A 17,186-nucleotide genomic window follows, 5' to 3' on the forward strand; every position below is an offset into this window, starting at 1 on the left:
TGCCGGTGGTCGGGTAGGCTCACCCCGGATACAGGTGTGTTTTCCTTGTGTCCTGTGCGGCGCGGCGTCACCAGGAGGCACCAGATGTCCACCTTCCTGTATCGGCTCGGGCGCTGGTGCTTCCGTCACGGTGGCCGGGTGCTGGCCGGCTGGTTGCTGGTGCTGGCCGTGACCGGCGGCGCCGCGTTCGGCCTGATGGGCAAGTTCGACAACGCCTTCACGCTGCCGGGCACCCAGTCGCAGGTCGCGCTCGACCAGCTCAGGATGACCTTCCCGGAGATGGCCGGGACCTCGGCCACCATGGTCGTCGTCGCACCCCCGGGTGAGACCCTGGACGACCCACCCGTACGCGCGGCCGTCGAGGCGACGGTGACCCGGATCGGGAAGCTCGACTTCATCGCCAGTGCCCAGTCCCCCTACTTCGAGCTGACCGACGGGATGATCAGCGCCGACCGGAGAGCCGGCCTGGCCAGCCTGATGCTGGACGGATCCCTGACAGACTTCACCGACCCCCAGAAGGCCGCACTGATCGGGGAGGCCGAGCAGCTCCAGGCCGCCCTGCCCGGGGCGACCGTACGGATGGGTGGCGAGGCGTTCAACGCGACGATCCCGTCCCTGGGACTGGTCGAGGCCCTCGGCGTCGGAGTGGCCGTGGTCGTGCTCGTGCTGGTGATGGGCTCGCTGGTCGCGGCCAGCATGCCGCTGGTCACCGCCCTGGTCGGCGTGCTGATCTCGATGGCCCTGATCCTGGCCGCCACCGGTCTGACGACCGTCAACTCGACCACGCCGATGCTGGCCCTGATGCTCGGCCTGGCCGTCGGGATCGACTACGCGCTGTTCATCCTCTCGAGGCACCGCGAACAGCTCGGGGAGGGGATGGACGTCGAGGAGTCCGCAGCCCGGGCCGTGGCCACCTCCGGGTCCGCGGTGATCTTCGCCGGAATGACCGTCTTCATCGCCCTCGTCGGACTGTCCGTGGCCCAGATCCCCTTCCTCACCACCATGGGCATCGCCGCTTCGCTCGGCATCGCCGTCGCGGTGGCGGTCGCCCTGACGCTGGTGCCCGCGATGGCCGGGCTGGCCGGTGAACGCCTCCGACCCCGGGCCCGGCGTCGGCTCGGACGTGGGCTGGGGCGAGGGCCGGACCGGCACGAGGCGGCCACGGACCGGCACGAGGCCGCCCGGCTGCGGATGCAGGCGGTGGCGGCCGGCCGCGGCGGTGGCATGGCCGGATGGTGGGTCCGGACCGTGACCCGGCGCCCGGTGCTGACCATCGTCGTCGTGGTGGTGGCCCTCGGCGCCCTCGCCCTGCCCGCCCGGGACATGCAGCTCGCGCTGCCGAACGCCGGCCAGAACAAGGTCGGCACCTCCTCCCGCGAGGCGTACGACCTGATCGCCCGGGAGTTCGGGCCGGGCTACAACGGCTCCCTGGTCGTCACCGCGCAGATCATCGGCTCCACCGACCCGCTCGGGGTGATGGCCGGGCTGCGCAAGGACATCGAAGCGATGCCCGGCGTCCAGCTGGTCGTGATCGCCACCCCGAACCGTACGGCCGACACCGGGATCGTCCAGGTGATCCCGACCACCGGCCCGGATGACCCGACCACCAACGCCCTGGTCGAGCGGCTCCGGGCCGCGGCGCCCGGCTGGCAGGACCGGTACGGGGTGCAGACCGCCGTCACCGGCTACACGGCCGTCGCGATCGACGTGTCCCAGCGGCTCGGCGCGGCGCTGGTGCCGTTCGGCATCTTCGTGGTGGGGATGTCGCTGGTGCTGCTGACGATGGTGTTCCGCTCGATCGTCGTGCCGATCAAGGCCACCGTCGGCTACCTGCTGTCGGTGCTGGCCTGCTTCGGCGCCACCACCCTGGTCTTCACCCACGGCGTCGGGGCCCACCTGGTCAATGTGGAGATCCTCGGGCCGGTCATCTCGTTCCTGCCGATCATCACCATGGGCATCCTGTTCGGCCTGTCGATGGACTACGAGGTCTTCCTGGTCTCCCGGATGCGGGAGGACCACGTCCACGGCACCCCGGCCCGGGCGGCGGTGCACACCGGCTTCGTCGGGTCCTCGATCGTCGTCCTCGCGGCGGCGGTGATCATGGTCGCGGTCTTCGCCTTCTTCGTACCGGAGTCCGACCGCGGCTCGATGCAGCCGATCGCCTTCGCCCTCACCGTCGGGGTGGCGATCGACGCGTTCATCGTACGGATGACACTGGTTCCTGCCGTGATGTCACTGCTGGGGGAGCGCGCCTGGTGGCTGCCGCGCTGGCTCGACCGCGCGCTGCCCGAGTTCGACGTCGAGGGGGCGGCGCTCGCCGAGGAGCTGGCCCTGCGCGACTGGCCCGCCGGACCGCCGGTCGCCCTCGCCGCGGAGAGGCTGGTCGCCGGCGACCAGGAGCGGGCACTGCATGCCCCGGTCGACCTCCGGGTCCCGCCCGGAGGCCGGCTGCTGGTGACCGGCGAGCCGGCGCAGCGTACGGCCCTGCTGCTCTGCCTGGCCGGGCGGCTGCCGGCCGCCGAGGGCAAGGGACGCGTTGCCGGGCAGCTGCTCGAGCACGCCGGCCGGGTCCGGCGCCGGGTCAGCGTGCTCGACCTGCGCCGTACGCCGGCCGCGATCGACGAACTGGTCCGGCTCGGCGAGGAGCCCGGCGACCCGCTGCACGTCGTCATCGTCGACAATGCCGATGCGGCGGCCGACCTGCGCACCCGGGAGCTGCTGGTCACCCTGGTCCGCGAGAGCCGGTCCACGGTGGTGGTCGGCGCCCTCGACGAGCGCGGACTGGTGCCGATCCTGCCGTTCGCGACGCCTCGGCTCAAGGTCCGGTCGTTGGCGCCACGGCCGGATCCCCGGCCCGAGTCACGGCTCGGCCCATGGTTCGACCCCGGCGCCCAGCCCGACTCGATGCCCGACGTCGGACTGGACCTGCTGGATCCCCCCACCGACCGCCCGACCATCCAGGTAGGTGACCCGCGATGAGCCCGACCGACACGACCCGACCCCGCGAAGCAGGCCGGAACCGGCGCTGGGCGGTGCTGGCCACCCTCGTCCTCGTGCCGCTGCTGCTCGTCGGCACGCTCGGCTGGGCCACCGCCGGTGCCGAGTCGCGCCGGCCCAGCGTCAGGGCCGCGATCGTCAACCACGACCAGCCGGTGACGCTCCAGGGCCAGATGGTGCCGCTGGGCCGCCAGCTCTCCGCCGCCCTGGTCGAGGGGCCCACCGACGGGACCAGCTACACCTGGGTGCTCAGCGACGACTCCGACGCCGCCGACGGGCTGGCCTCGGGCCGGTACGTGGCGCGGGTGGTCATCCCGGAGAACTTCTCCCACGCGGCCACCTCGTACGGCGGGGACGCCCTGGCCGCCGAGCACGCGACCATCGACATCACCACCTCCCGGACCACCGGCGTCACCGATGCCGAGGTGGCCCGCCAGCTGGCCGCCGCGGCCGCCCGGAGCCTGAACACCACCCTGACCGAGGGCTATCTCGACCAGGTCTACCTGGGCTTCAACAAGTCCGCCGAGGGCATGCGCAAGCTCGCCGACGGGACCGGACAGCTCGCCGACGGAGCGGCCCAGCTCTCCAGCGGCGCAGGCCAGGCCCGTGACGGCTCGGTCCAGTTGGCCGACGGCCTGGGATTGCTGGCGACCAACGGGAAGCCACTGGTCGACGGCGCCGGAGGCCTGGAGTCGGGCGCCCGGCAACTCGCCGACGGCCTCGGCCAGTTGCAGGCGGGCACCAAGGACCTGCCCGCCCAGACCGCCCAGCTCGCCAGTGGGTCGCGCCAGGTCGCGGACGGTGCGGCGGCCCTGTCCGCCGGTCTGGACCAGCTCTCCGCCGGCGCCGGGCAACTCTCTGGTGGCGCGGCCACCTACAGCTCCGGGGTGAAGCAGTACACCGATGGCGTCACCGCTGCCGCGGGCGGGGCGGCCCAGCTCTCCGCCGGCATCGACCAGCTGACCCAGGGCCTGGATGCGGCGCTGCCCAGCCAGGCGCAGCTGCAGCAGCTCCAGCAGGTGGTCGACCAGCTCCGTCCGGTGCTGGAACAGGTCAGCGCCGCGCTCAAGGACATGCAGGGCACCGCCGACCGGCTGGCCGCCGGCACCGGTGCCGTCGTGACTGGTCTGGACCGTACGGTGACCGACCTGAAGGCGCTGCAGACCGGCACCCCCACCTGCCCGGCCGAGATACAGGCCCAGGGCGAGGCTGCCTGCACGGCCTGGCAGCAGGGCGTCAGCAGCGGGGCCTCCCGCGCCCTCGCGCTGCTCACCACGAAGGACCAGTCCACCGGGTACAGCATCGTCACCGCCGCCCACGCCGCCGACCAGGGTGCCTCCGGCCTCCGGGCCCTGGTCACCGCCAACGGTGGCTCCCTGCCCGGCCTGGACCCCGCCCAGGTGCAGCAGATCACGACCGCCCTGAACGACCTGCCCGGCACGGTGTCCCAGTTGCAGGACGGCGTGCACCAGCTCAATGACGGCGCGTCCCAGCTCTCCGCCGGTCTGGATCGACTCAGCGCCAACGGCCCGGCCCTGGTCAGCGGCGCCGACCAACTGGCCACCGGCGCCGCCGGGATAGCCTCCGGTGCCCAGCAGTCCGCCTCGGGCGCCTCCCAGCTCGCCTCCGGTGCCGGCAAGGTCGCCACCGGCAACGAACAGCTGGCCGCCGGCATGGTTCCGCTCGCCGACGGCATCGCACGCTCGGCCGACGGGGCCCGGAAGTACGCCGACGGGGTCGGAACCTTCCGGACCGGCCTGGCCCAGTACGTCGACGGCGTCGGGCAGTCCGCCACCGGGGCCCGGACCCTGTCCGACGGGCTCGGGGGGCTGGCGACCGGGGCCTCCCAGCTCGCCACCGGGACCGACCAGCTGCACACCCAGGTCAAGGACGGCGTCGGCTCCATCCCGACGTACAACGACGCCGAGCGGAAGAATTTGGCCTCGGTGGTGGCCGCGCCGATCGCCACCGACAACCTGTCCGCCAACCCGACGCCTCGACTGGCGGCCGGTGCCCTGATGGCCGCCATCGCGCTGTGGCTGGGCGCCCTGGTCACGTACGTGGTGCTGCGCCCGCTCTCGGACCGGCTGCTGTCCTCCTCGCGGTCGACCGGCGCGGTACTGCTGCGTACGCTCGGCCCCGGTATCGGCGTCGTGCTGGTGCAGGCGGTCGGGGTCGCGGCGGTGGCCGGCCCGGTGATGGGGCTGGGCACGGGCCGGGCCTTCGCGGTGCTCGGCGTCCTGCTGCTCGGTGGGGCGATGTTCGCGCTGGTGAACCATGCCCTGGCCGCCTGGCTGGGCCACTTCGGCCGACTCATCGCCCTGGTGATGGCGGCACTGGCCATCGCCGGCGCACTCACCTCGGCCGTCCCGCGGCTCTATGACGTGCTGCGTCCGCTGCTGGCACCGGTTCCGGTGCTCGAGGCGGTGCGTGCGGTCGCGACCGGCGGGTCGGTCGGTGGCCCGTTGCTCGGCATCCTGGCCTGGGCCGTGCTCGCGGCCGGGGCGAGTGCGCTGGCCGTCGCCCGCCGGCGTGGGCTGACGGTGGCGCAGTTCGTCCGGGCGTACGCCTGATCGGCGGAGGGGCGTTGCTGCGGGCCCAGCACTGGATTGTCTGTGTCGATTGCAAGACTTCTCCCATGACATCGCAGCCCTCTGCTGCCACTGACCCTCCGAGCAAGAACCAGGTGCGCCAGGCTGGCAGGACGGTGCGACACAGCCTGCAGATGCCCTTGTCCGTCGACGAGGAGACATACGCAGAGGCGATCGCCATCATTGAGCGGCATCGTGCTGCTCATGCGCGTCCCATGGTCACGGCCAACGTTGCACTTCGGCAGATGTGTCGACGTCTCGGCCTCAACGCGAAGGTGACTCAGCGGCTCAAGCGGATGGAGACGATCCGGGACAAGCTTCTCCGAGAACCTGGATTGAATCTCGACCGTATGCAGGACTTCGGGGGCTGCAGGGTCATTGTTCCGACGATCGAGGACGCCTACCGCCTTCGCGACAGGATCCTTCGACGCCACCCCGACGCCCGCGTGAAGGACTACGTTGCGGAGCCGCGGGGGTCCGGATACCGCGCGATCCACGTGATCGCCGAGTACGGCCTACCGAAGAAGCCCATCGAGATCCAGATCCGCACGCCGGAGATGCACGAGTGGGCCGACATGGTTGAACGGGTCTCTGGCATGCTCGGCATCAATTACAAGCAGGAGGGGCATGCCGAGTTCCAGCTATGGGCGAAGGTCCTGTCCCGGATACTTGAGCTCCAAGCGGCGGGACGGCCTGTTCCCGAGGCCCTCCGGGAGAACTATGCTGCAGTGACACAGCGACTCTTCCGCGATCTCGAGGGCAGGTGAAGGACATGACGGCATCACCCCATCCCATCAAGCACTTCCTGCTGGTGTATGACCGCGCTGAAGGCCACCAGGTCGCCGTTGAGGAGTTCGGGACCGATTCTGCAGCAGCGGTCCGGCGCTACCAGGAGCTGGAGAGGGAGCACGCCTCCAATCCTCGGATGGACATCGTCCTGGTCGGCTCTGATTCCCTCGACACCGTGCGGGTCACCCACGCGAATTACTTCGTAGAAGGGGCTGCCACCGTCGAGGCTCTGGAGTCCTACCTCAGGTCCTTCTCGGAACGCTTCGTCTACTGAAGATCCACTGCAGACGCAGGGGTGACAACGAAGTGTGGGATTCGCCGGGTGCCGGATGTTCACCCGCCGTTGGGATCGGCCTGCCAGACTGCGGGGGTGAGCGTGCAGTGGTTGGAGTTCGATTCCCTGGTCAACGCCCGTGACGTCGGAGGCATCCCCACCACCGACGGCCGGCAGGTGCGGTCCCGGCGCCTGATCCGCTCGGACAACCTGCAGGCGCTGACCGAGGCCGACGTCGCCCGGCTGCGCGGGCTCGGCGTCACCGACGTGGTCGACCTGCGTTCGGTCTACGAGGTCGAGTCCGAGGGCCCCGGTCCGTTGACGACCGCCGACGGCTTCACCATCCACCACCACTCGTTCTTCATCGAGCGCTATGCCGACGGCAGCGAGATCGCGCCGGGCGGCGAGGAGGGCGGCCTGCACACCGGCGAGAGCGAACTGCCGGGCGATGCCCTGCCCTGGGCCGGCAAACGGGCCCACACCATCCAGGTCGAGGACGGCTTCGCCTCGTCCTACCTTTCCTTCCTGGCCGACCGGCCGGCCTCGGTGCTCGGCGCGCTGCGCAACGTGGCGTACGCCCCGGGGGCCACGCTGGTGCACTGCGCCGCGGGCAAGGACCGCACCGGCACCACCGTCGCGTTGGCGCTGATGGTCGCCGGGGCCGAGCGGGAGGCCGTCGTCGCCGACTACGCCGCCAGCACCGAGCGGATGGAGCTGATCGTCGCGCGCCTGGTGGAGCGGGACACGTACGCCGCGAACCTGGCCGACCGGCCGCTGTCCTCCCACGACACCCGGCCCGAGTCGATGCTGGCCTTCCTGGAGTACGCCGAGGACAGGTTCGGCGGGGTCGAGCCGATGCTCGGCCAGATCGGCTGGACCGCCGCCGACTCCGCGCAGTTGCGCCGCAAGCTGCTGGACTGAGCCCGAGGATCTCTGGACTGAGCCCGAGGGCCGCCGGGCCGGCGGCTCAGGCCTCGACGACCTCGTCGAACGCCGCGGTGGTCATCCGCACCTCGACCGGTACCTCGTCCCCGACGGTCGGCGGCTGGGCACTGCTCGGCACCAGCACCATCGAGGACTGCATGTGCGGGGGCTCCACGAACATCCGCTTGCGGCCGTCGATCGTGTACGGGGACAGGGCGCGGCCCGCGGCCTCCAACGCGCCGGTCGCGACCGAGATGGCCTTGGCCCGTACGGTCGACCCGGAGGTCGGGGCCTCCATGCCGATGCCGTGCGCGGTGCCGCCGGAGAGCACGACGACCCAGCCGTCGCCCGGGGCCCGGTGCTGGTGGTAGCCGATCCGGTCCCCGCGCTTCACCTCGTGCACGTCGAGCACGCTCGCGGTGGTGCGGTAGGCGGAGCGGGCGCCGAGCCACAGCGCGGTGCCGACCCTCAGCCGGACCGGAAGGTCCTCCCCGGGGGCAGTGAGCTCCGCGGAGATCTCCTGGGCGGTGGTGGAGGGGATGTGGGAGAGCCACAGCGGGGCGCGGTAGGCCTCGACCGCCTTCCGGCTCAGCTCGCGGGCCTCCGCGACGGTCTGCTCGGAGTGCAGTGGCAGGTGGATCGTCCACCCCTCGACGTCGAGCAGGGCCGCGGCCGCCTCGGCGGCGGCCAGGTCCTCCGGGTCCAGGCCGTGCCGGCGCATCGAGGTGAGCACCTCCAGGACCGCCCGGGGACGGAAGTCGGCGCCGACGTTGCCGAGCACCTCTATGTCCTCCAGCCGGGAGACGGTGGTGATCACCCGCGGGTCTCGGACCAGTTCGACGGCCTTGGCGTCGAGGGGCCGCCACGGCTGGAGGATGACGATGTCGCCGTCGAAGTGCTCCCGGACCCGGGCCACCTCGTGCGGCAGCCCGACGGCCAGCCTCGTCACGCCCAGGCTGCGTGCCTCGGCGGCCAGCCGCTCCAGCCCGAACCCGTACCCGTTGCCCTTGGCGACCGGGATGATGCCGGGGGTGGCGTCCACCAGGGCCCGCTGGTGGGCGCGCCAGGCGGCGGTGTCGATGGTCAGCTTCAGTCCACTCACAGCCGCCAGCCTAACGTCGATGGTTCCCCGGATGGCCTCGGTGCCGTCATCGGGGCCTGATGTTCTGGTTGGAACGGAAGACGTTGGCCGGGTCGTAACGGGCCTTGATCTCGGCGAGCCGGTCGTAGTGCGCGCCGTAAGCGGCCCGGATGCGGGCCTCGCCCTCGTCGTTGTGGAGGAAGTTCACGTACACCCCGCCCGTGCTGTGCGGTTCGAGGTCGGCGAACATCCGGCGGCACCAGGCGATGTCGGGATGGTCCGACCCGGCCTCGGGCCAGGCCGCGTTGACGTTGATCGCGTGCAGGGCATCCCGGCCGCTCGCGGCGCTGCTGTCCGCCGGGATCCGGGAGACGGCGCCACCCAGGTGGAACATCACGGTGTAGGACGTCGGGGCCGTCTTCTGCCAGGCATTGTGGACCAGCACGTCGATGGTCCCGTCCGTCAGGGGCGGCAGGTAGTGCGACTTCCAGTAGTAGCCCCAGTGGTGCGGAACCGTCGCGTCGAACATCGCCTGGTGGGCGAGGTAGGTCTTGCGCTGCACCAGGTCCGCGGCCGGGGGGCCGAAGCGCCGCAGCGGTTCCAGGAAGGCCTCGCCCTCGGCGAGGTCCCCGCTCCAGCACGGGATCAGCATGACCACGTCCTTGCCGCGTACGTCTGCCGGCACCCAGTCCAGTTGCGGGGCCGTACGCAGGTTGACGTAGACCGACAGTTCGTCCGGCGCGTCCTTGATGAAGTCCCGGTAGAAGTCCAGCACCTCCCGGGCCCGGGAGGCGTCGTGCATCAGCGGCCCGGCGAGCACCATCGTCCCCGAGTGGTGGAGCCGGAAGGTGAACCCGGTCACGATGCCGAAGTTCCCACCCGCACCACGCACCGCCCAGAAGAGTTCCTGGTTCTCCTCCTCGGAGGCGCGGACCCGGCTCCCGTCGGCCAGCAGCATCGCGACCGATTCGACGTTGTCCGAGACCAGCCCCCAGCGCCGGCTCAACCAGCCGAAACCGCCACCGAGCGTGAGCCCGGCCACCCCCGTGTGGGTCACGATGCCGCCCGGCGTGGCGAGGCCGTGCGCCTGGGTCGCCTGGTCGACGTCGGACCAGAGGGCGCCTGGTTGCACCCGCGCCAGTCGTGCCCCGGGGTCCACGCTCACCCCTCGCAGGGCGGAGAAGTCGATCACGACGCCGCCCTCGACGACCGCCGAGCCGGCGACGTTGTGGCCGCCGCCGCGGATCGACAGCGGAAGGCCCTCGCGTCGGGCGTACGCCAACGCGAGCGCGGCATCGTCAGTGCTGGCGCATCGGGCGATCAGCGCCGGATGGCGGTCGATCGCACCGTTCCAGACGCGGCGTGCCGCGTCATAGCCCTCATCCGAGGGGCTCAACAACTCGCCGGTGAACCCGGCAAGACCGGGCAGGGACCCGATTCCACCGTTCATGGATAGAGGTTACGCGCGGAGCGCCCGGGCACGGCATCCGCCGGGACGGCCAATTCCCGGCGGACCGGAACGCGCTGCGACGGCTCAGCCGCGACGCTTCATGTAGAGGTCGAAGGCGGTGTACAGGACCCGGTTGATCGGCAGGTCCCACTCGCCCAGGTACTCCACGGCCTCGCCGCCGGTGCCGACCTTGAACTCGATCAGGCCGACGTGCGGGTCCTTCTTGTCGACCGAGTCGGTGATGCCGCGCAGGTCGTACACGTCGGCTCCGGCAGCGATCGCGTCCTGGATCATCCGCCACTGGATCGCGTTCGAGCCGCGCACCTCGCGCTTGTCGGTGGAGGAGGCGCCGTACGAGTACCAGGTGTGCGTGCCGACCCGGACCCACGTCGTGGAGGCGACCAGGTCGCCCTCGTGCTCGGCCAGGTAGAGGTGGATGCGGTCGGGGTCCTCGGACTGCATCGCCTCCATCATGGTGCGGAAGTAGGCCAGCGGCCGGGGCGTGAAGCCGTCCCGCTTCGCGGTCTCGGCGTACAGGCCGTGGAAGGCCGGCAGGTCATCGATCGTGCCGCGGCGCACCGTGACACCCGCCTTGTCGGCCTTCTTGATGTTGCGCCGCCACAACTGGTTCATGCCCTTGAGCACGTCGTCGGGCGTACGTCCGGCCAGCGGCAGCTGGAAGTTGTACTCCGGCTGGCCGGCCGCGAAGCCCTCACCGGACTTCGGCGGGTGCCAGCCGAGGCTGCGCAGGTCGTTGTAGACGCGGGCGGCGGCGATGTTCGTCTCGTCCGGTTCGACCTGGCGAAGCGAGGTGACCGACTCGTCGGCCAGCGCGTCCTTGATCGCCCGGGTGCCCCAGCGGCGGACGATGACCGGCGGGCCCATCCGTACGCCGAACGCACCCTGGTGCTTCACGTGGGAGACGAACGGGGGCAGGTAGGCGGCCAGGTCGGCCTTCTCCCAGTCCAGCACCGGGCCCTCGGGGACGTACGCGAGGAAGCGCTTCACCTTGGGGATCTGCCGGTAGAGCACCAGGGCGACGCCGACCAGGGTGTCGCCGTCGAACCAGCCGAGCGACTCGTTGCGCCACTCGCTCTTCACCTTGGCCCACGCGGGGGTCTGCAGGAAGCTCGCCGAGCGCAGGGTGGTGAGGAAGTCGAGGTGCTGGGAAGCCGGGATGGTCCGTACGGTGATCGCCACGCCACGACTCTACCGGCCGGGACGGACGACGGCGGCACCCCGGGGAACCGGGATGCCGCCGTGCGAACTCGTGCCTATCGGCTCAGGTCACGCAGTCTTGCCCTTGGCGAGGCCCTGGGACTTGCCGTTGCCGTTGTCGTGCCCGCCACGTGGGGAGACCTCTACCGGGACGGTGACCGTGGTGCCGGAGTCCTGCGCGCGCAGGACCAGGTAACGGTCGCCCTGCTTGACGCTGGGGGACACGGTGATGTCGATGCTGGCCACACCGTCGACGACGGTCGCGGTACCGACCTTGACGCCGTCGATGGTGGCGGTCAGGGTCTGGTTGGCCGGAGAGCCCAGCGAGGTCATGTCCAGCGAGCCGTTGGCCACGGCCTTGGCCGGATTCACGCCGACCCTGAGGGTGGAGGCCTGCTGCTGCACCAGGGCGGTCGAGCCGGTCACGGAGACGCCTCGCTTGGCGTACGACGGGGTGATCGTCTTCTGCTGCTTCAGCCACGCGGTCCAGGCGTCCAGGTCGGTCCAGCCGGTGTCGGTGGTGTTCCGGCCCTGCGTCAGGACGCGGAAGTTGTCGCCGCCCTCGATCAGGAAGTTGCCCGAACCGACGGTGTAGGTCGCGGCCGGGTCGAGCGGCTTGCCGTCGATCGTGACGGAGGTGACCCGGTCACCCTCGGGGCGGGACTCGTCGAAGGTCCACGACACGTTGTCCGACAGCGACAGGGCCAGGAACGGGCGGGACGGGGTGGCGCCGGCGGCGTCGCGCTGCCACTGCTGCTCGAGCATGGTCTTGAACTGGGCGCCGGTGATGTCGGTGGTCTTCAGCGTGTTGGCGAACGGCAGGATGCCGGCGGCCTCCTTGTAGGTCACCTCGCCGGCCAGCAGGTCGGCGCGGGTGCCGCCGGGGTTCTGCACGCCGATGACGTTCTTGCCGGTCACGTCGGACAGGTAGTCGGCGAACATGTCGGCGACCAGGTTGGACATGGTCGACTCGTCGCCGCGGTCCTCCTTGCCCTGGATTCCGGGTGTGACGGGATCGGAGTCGACGCCGATGCCGCCGCGGGAGAAGTCCCCGGTGGCGTTCGCCACGACGGCTGCGCCCTCGATGGCGGACTGCTCGACGGCCTTTTCGGAGATCGACTTGGCCGCGGCGAAGGCGGGGGAGGTGTAGCCAGTGGCCGTGGTGAACCCGTTCTTCGGGTCCAGCACCTTGGCCGACTTCACCGTCACCGTGTCGGTGGCCTGGTCGTAGCCGAGGTCGATCCGGCCGAGGTTGGCGCCGTACGAGCCGGCCTGGACCACGGCGCGGGTGCCGCCGATGGTCTGGGCGTACACCTCGTGGCTGTGGCCGTTGAGCACCAGGTCGACCTTCGGGGAGGTACCGGTGGTGATCGCGTCGCTGTGGCCCTCGTGGTAGCCGGCGATGATGACGTCGGCCTCACCGTTGGTGGTGTTGCCGTCGGTCAGTTGGTCGGCGACCTTGTTCACCGCGGCGACCGGGTCGGTCACGGTCAGGCCCGTCAGGCCGGCCGGGGAGACCAGGGAGGGCAGGTCGGCGGTGGTGGCGCCGATGTAGGCGACCTTGACGCCGTTCTTCTCCATCAGCACGTACGGCTTGAGAGCAGCTTCGGTGCCGGTGATGTTGGCCGAGGTGTGCGGGTACTGCGAGGACGGCGCGATGTCGTCGCGCAGGTCGGCCCATCCCTTGTCGAACTCATGGTTGCCGACCGAGGAGGCGTCGACGCCGATGGCGTTGAGCATGTCGATGGTCGGGTCGTCGTCCAGGATCGAGGACTCGAACAGGGTGGCTCCCACGTTGTCACCGACGGACAGCACGGCGGTGTTGTCGGCGCCGGCCTTCGTACGCTCGGCATCCAGGGTGGCGAAGAAGTCCAGGTTGGTGATGCGACCGTGGAAGTCGGTGAACGTCAGGACGGTCAGGTTGGTCTCGGCGGCAGCGGCGGGCACGGCGGTGAAGGCACCGGCTCCCAGCGCCAGGGCGGCGACGCCTGTCGCCGCGCGCTTCCAGGCAGGCTTGCGCATGGTTTCCTCTCCAAGGGGACTGCCCCGCCCGTACGACGGGCAGCTCCGGCAGGGGCGCGACGAACCGCACCCACCTCGTTCCTCTCACGGCCGAATGAACGTTCAGCAAAATCTCAGGAACGATGGGGTGTCCATGCGGTCACAGCCTCGCAGCGGTCACAGCAGCGGTCACAGCAGCGATCGCGGACGTGACGCGGCCCCTGCGGGTGGGTCACCCGCAGGGGCCGTGGTCACTGTCCGGTCGTCCGGGCGGTGGGATGTTCAGGCGCTCGGCACCTGCTCGGCCCGACCCGACACGCCGCCGGGCGCGGGCGCGTCGTACGAGTGCATGGCGATGCCGGGCTCCCCGTCGTGGAGGATCTTGCCGGGGTTGAAGTTGTTCCCCGGGTCGGCGCCCTCGAGCAGCGCGCGCTGGAGCTTCGTACCCGCCGGCGAGATGTCCTCGGCCATCCACGGGGCATGCTCGCTGCCGACACCGTGGTGGTGGGAGACGGTCGCGCCGTTGTCCATGAAGTTCTGCTGGATCGCCCGCTTCACGGTGTCGTAGTTCTGGTACGACGTGGCCTTGTCATTGTCGGGCAGCGCGAAGGTGAAGTAGAGGCAGGCCCCGCTGTGGTACGAGTGCGCGAAGTGGCACATGATGAAGCCCTTGGTGCCCGCGGTGTCGAAGGCGTGGTTCGCCGCCTCGATCGTCGTGTCGTAGAGGTGCTTCAGGTTCGACCACGGGGTCGTCGTCTCCGACACGTCCGCGGTCGCGCCGCGGTCGAGCAGGAAGTCACGGATGTAGGGCGTGTCGAACTTCTTGGAGTCGTAGACCGAGCCCACACCGGTGCCGACGACGATGCCGCCGTGCTTGGTGACGATCTCCTTGACGATGGCCTGGTTCTGCTTGACGTAGCGCCGGCCGCCCTCGAAGCCGATGTAGGACAGGCACATCTTCTCCAGGTCCCAGCCGCGGCGCTTGAGGTAGCCGAACAGGGTGTTCATCACCAACTTCTTGCGGCCCTTCTGGGCGCGCTGGGTGGCGAAGGACATCTCCGTCTCGTTCGCGTCGGAGATGCGGGTCACGATCGTGTGCGCGTCGGAGGTGTGGATCTCCTGCATCGCGTCGAGGCCCGAGGTGAAGTCCGGGAAGAAGTAGCCGACGATCTCGCGGACCTCCGGCACCCGGTGCACGTTCACCCAGGCCTCGGTGATGATGCCGAGGCGACCCTCGGAGCCGATCACCATCTCGCGGACGCTCGGGCCCGACGAGGTCGACGGCAGCGGGCGGAGCGCCAGCACCTCGCCATGGCGCACGGCTCGCAGGCCACGGACGATGTCGGCGATGTCGCCGTACTTGTCGGACTGCATGCCGGTGGAGCGGGTGGCGATCCAGCCGCCGAGGGAGGAGTGGTTGAAAGAGTCCGGGAAGTGTCCCATCGTCCAGCCGCGCCGTCCCAGCTGCTCCTCGATCTGCGGGCCGAGCGCACCGGCCTGGATCCGGGCCAGCCCGGACTCGTCGTCGATCTCCAGCACCTTGCTCATCCGGCCCAGGTCGACCGAGACGACCGTACGGCGCTCGGCCGGCATCGGCTCGAGGGCGCCGACGATGTTGGAGCCACCGCCGAAGGGGATCAGCACCGCATCGGCGTCCACGCACAGGTCGACGATCTTCTGGACCTGGGCCTCGTCGGCGGGGTACACCACGACGTCGACGACACGGCGCAGGTCGCCGCGGCGGATCCGCATCAGGTCACGTACGCCCTTGCCCAGGGTGTGCACGACGCGGTCGAGGTCGTCGTCGAGCAGGTAGCGCTCGCCGACGACGTCCAGCAGCCGGGTGCGCAACGCGTCGTCGATCACCGGGGCCGGGACGTCGAGGTCCTCGAACTTGGGCGGGGTGCCGGGCTTGGAGATGTCCAGGCCGATCGCCTTCTTCACGAAGGGGGCGAAGTTCGGCTTGCCCTCCGGGTTGAAGCCGATGCCCTCGACACCCCATCCCCACCACTTCTGGTGCTTGACTCCGCTCATCGGTCGTCCTTCCCCTCCGGGTCACCGGGGTGCGTGGGATCCACGTCCTCCGGCTCGTGCTCGTCGTGCTTCAGGTCTCCGCCGTGCTTCTTCGACGCGGCAGCGATTCTCTTCTCCTCCAGCGCGGTGGCCCTCCTCGCCTCGGCGAGATGGCGCTTCGCCTCCGCCTCGGCCGCCCTGCGCTCCTCGGCGGCGGCCTTGTCGAGCTGCTTCTGCTCCTCGGCGGCGGCGTCCTCGACCTTCTTGCGCTCGGCGGCGATGCGGTAGTCCTCCATCGTCGGGAAGCCGGTCGCCCGGGCCATCGAGTCGTGCATGAGCAGGACCTGGTCGTGCATCCGGTCGGCGAACTTGCGGGCCGTCTCGCCCTTCTGGGCCCACATCGGCTTGCCGAACACGACGTGTACGTCCGGGCGGCCCGACTTCGGCAGGGCCGCGTCGGTCGGCATCGCCAGGTGGGCGCCGACCAGGGCGATCGGGATCACCGGGACGTTGCGGGAGATGCACAGGGCGGCCGGGCCCGGCTTGAACGCGGCCATCGCACCGGTGCGGGAGCGGGTGCCCTCCGGGAACAGCAGGATCGGCACGCCCTCGGTGAGCAGGTTGCCGGACAGGCCCTTGTGCTTGGAGCGACCACCGCCCCGGTCGACCGGGAAGGCGTTCATGAACAGCGTCGGGGCCAGCGCCTTGGTCGGGCTCGTGAAGAAGTAGTCGGCCGCCGCGCCGGTGGCCAGGTAGCGGGTCAGCCGGGGCGGCAGCGAGGCCATCACCAGCGGGCCGTCCAGGTGGCTGGAGTGGTTGGCGATCGCGATGTAGGGCCCGGACAGTCCGGCGAGGTTGCGCTTGCCGTGGACGTGCACGTTGAGCATGCTCCAGAACAGCGGCTTCATGAAGAAGCGTTGCGCGATGAAACGGACCATGGCCCAGCTGCCGGAGGTGTACCGCTGGTGTCCCATCGTCATCGCACCAGCCTAGGCTCGTCGTGGGTGGGCGCCCCGGCGGGTCCCGCCATGGTGGGCCCCGCGTCGGACCGGCGTACGTCAGAGCACATCGGTCGCCCTGGCCCGCGAGCTGATCAACTTGCCGGACAGCCACCGGATCATCCCGCGCGGGGCGAACCGGGCGATGCCGACGCCGATCTTCCACTGCAGCGCGGGGACGCAGATGACCTTGCCCTTTGCGACGTGGTCGAGGGCCTCGCGGACCGCCTTGTCGACGTCGATCCACACGATCGAGGGCAGCTTGGAGGCGTCGATCTCGGCACGTTCATGGAACTCGGTGCGCACCCAGCCGGGGCAGAAGGCGGTGACGTGCACCTTCGTGCCGGCCAGTTGGGTCGCCAGCCCCTCGCTGTAGACCAGCACCCAGGCCTTGACCGCCGAGTAGTTGCCGGTGGTGATGAACGCGGCGGCGGAGGCGGTGTTGATGATCTCCCCGGCGCCGCGGCGCAGCATCGAGCGGGCAGCCGCGCCACCGAGCAGGTAGACGGCCCGGATCATCACGTCGATCGCACGCTCGTCGTGCTCGGTGTCGGTGGTCAGCAGGTCGGCGTGCAGCCCGAAACCGGCGTTGTTGATCAACGTGGTGATCGGGTTGACCGAGGACTCCAGGCGCGCGACGACCGACTGGACCTGCGTACGGTCGGCGAGGTCGGCCTGTAGCACCTCCACACCCACCCCGTACGCGGCACGCAGTTCGGCGGCCCAGGACTCGAGCCGCGCGTGGTCCCGGGCGACGAGAACGAGGTCGTCACCGCGCTCCGCGATCGCCCGGGCGTATGCGGCCCCGATTCCTGAGGTGCCCCCGGTGATCAACGCAGTACCCATGTGT

General features: G+C 70.5%; 11 protein-coding genes and 1 pseudogene. 5 read left to right on the plus strand and 7 right to left on the minus strand.

Annotation, left to right across the window (positions count from 1 at the left end):
• Window positions 1-84: 84 nt before the first annotated feature.
• From GA0111570_RS12755 to GA0111570_RS12775, 5 genes and pseudogenes are all read left to right on the plus strand, one after another.
• A pseudogene (locus tag GA0111570_RS12755) lies at window positions 85-2,253 on the plus strand (MMPL family transporter); the annotation flags it as partial.
• Window positions 2,254-2,975: 722 nt separating this feature from the next.
• Entirely contained in the window at window positions 2,976-5,570 is a 2,595-nt protein-coding gene (locus GA0111570_RS17705) for a YhgE/Pip domain-containing protein (protein WP_092611901.1), read from the plus strand.
• 65 nt (window positions 5,571-5,635) lie between these two features.
• Window positions 5,636-6,355 carry a RelA/SpoT domain-containing protein gene (locus GA0111570_RS12765; RefSeq protein WP_092611904.1) on the plus strand — a complete coding sequence of 240 codons (720 nt, stop codon included), beginning with the start codon at window positions 5,636-5,638 and terminating at the stop codon, window positions 6,353-6,355.
• Between the two features lie 5 nt (window positions 6,356-6,360).
• Window positions 6,361-6,651, plus strand: a complete 291-nt coding sequence (locus tag GA0111570_RS12770) for a hypothetical protein (protein ID WP_139283244.1) — start codon at window positions 6,361-6,363, stop codon at window positions 6,649-6,651.
• A 96-nt stretch (window positions 6,652-6,747) separates the two neighbouring features.
• Window positions 6,748-7,572, plus strand: coding sequence for a tyrosine-protein phosphatase (locus tag GA0111570_RS12775; protein WP_217634159.1), 825 nt, complete (start codon window positions 6,748-6,750; stop codon window positions 7,570-7,572).
• Window positions 7,573-7,618: 46 nt separating this feature from the next.
• Here GA0111570_RS12775 and GA0111570_RS12780 read toward each other — a convergent pair whose 3' ends face one another.
• From GA0111570_RS12780 to GA0111570_RS12810, 7 genes are all read right to left on the minus strand, one after another.
• Window positions 7,619-8,677 carry an alanine racemase gene (locus tag GA0111570_RS12780; protein ID WP_245703199.1) on the minus strand — a complete coding sequence of 353 codons (1,059 nt, stop codon included), beginning with the start codon at window positions 8,675-8,677 and terminating at the stop codon, window positions 7,619-7,621.
• Between the two features lie 46 nt (window positions 8,678-8,723).
• Window positions 8,724-10,106: an FAD-binding oxidoreductase gene (locus GA0111570_RS12785; protein WP_092611911.1), complete on the minus strand. Its 1,383-nt coding sequence runs from the start codon at window positions 10,104-10,106 to the stop codon at window positions 8,724-8,726.
• Between the two features lie 84 nt (window positions 10,107-10,190).
• Window positions 10,191-11,306 (minus strand): lipid II:glycine glycyltransferase FemX, encoded by a 1,116-nt coding sequence (locus GA0111570_RS12790; protein WP_092611914.1) that lies wholly within the window; start codon window positions 11,304-11,306, stop codon window positions 10,191-10,193.
• 87 nt (window positions 11,307-11,393) lie between these two features.
• Complete coding sequence (locus GA0111570_RS12795) at window positions 11,394-13,346, minus strand: bifunctional metallophosphatase/5'-nucleotidase (RefSeq protein ID WP_092611917.1); 1,953 nt, start codon at window positions 13,344-13,346, stop codon at window positions 11,394-11,396.
• Between the two features lie 261 nt (window positions 13,347-13,607).
• Window positions 13,608-15,359 (minus strand): FAD-binding oxidoreductase, encoded by a 1,752-nt coding sequence (locus tag GA0111570_RS12800; RefSeq protein ID WP_092611920.1) that lies wholly within the window; start codon window positions 15,357-15,359, stop codon window positions 13,608-13,610.
• Entirely contained in the window at window positions 15,356-16,318 is a 963-nt protein-coding gene (locus GA0111570_RS12805; RefSeq protein WP_092611923.1) for a lysophospholipid acyltransferase family protein, read from the minus strand. Before GA0111570_RS12805 ends, GA0111570_RS12800 begins: the two co-directional genes overlap by 4 nt.
• Before the next feature lie 78 nt (window positions 16,319-16,396).
• Window positions 16,397-17,182, minus strand: a complete 786-nt coding sequence (locus GA0111570_RS12810; protein WP_092611926.1) for an SDR family NAD(P)-dependent oxidoreductase — start codon at window positions 17,180-17,182, stop codon at window positions 16,397-16,399.
• Window positions 17,183-17,186: the final 4 nt, after the last annotated feature.

Origin of the sequence: Raineyella antarctica (assembly GCF_900092135.1) — a bacterium.
GTDB lineage: Bacteria > Actinomycetota > Actinomycetes > Propionibacteriales > Propionibacteriaceae > Raineyella > Raineyella antarctica.

Bases quoted from the DNA above. Each gene is read 5' to 3' on its own strand.
- GA0111570_RS12800 (WP_092611920.1), bottom strand. From the start codon at position 15,359: ATGAGCGGAGTCAAGCACCAGAAGTGGTGGGGATGGGGTGTCGAGGGC.
- GA0111570_RS12765 (WP_092611904.1), top strand. From the start codon at position 5,636: ATGACATCGCAGCCCTCTGCTGCCACTGACCCTCCGAGCAAGAACCAG.
- GA0111570_RS12770 (WP_139283244.1), top strand. From the start codon at position 6,361: ATGACGGCATCACCCCATCCCATCAAGCACTTCCTGCTGGTGTATGAC.
- GA0111570_RS12795 (WP_092611917.1), bottom strand. From the start codon at position 13,346: ATGCGCAAGCCTGCCTGGAAGCGCGCGGCGACAGGCGTCGCCGCCCTG.
- GA0111570_RS12785 (WP_092611911.1), bottom strand. From the start codon at position 10,106: ATGAACGGTGGAATCGGGTCCCTGCCCGGTCTTGCCGGGTTCACCGGC.
- GA0111570_RS12810 (WP_092611926.1), bottom strand. From the start codon at position 17,182: ATGGGTACTGCGTTGATCACCGGGGGCACCTCAGGAATCGGGGCCGCA.
- GA0111570_RS17705 (WP_092611901.1), top strand. From the start codon at position 2,976: ATGAGCCCGACCGACACGACCCGACCCCGCGAAGCAGGCCGGAACCGG.
- GA0111570_RS12805 (WP_092611923.1), bottom strand. From the start codon at position 16,318: ATGACGATGGGACACCAGCGGTACACCTCCGGCAGCTGGGCCATGGTC.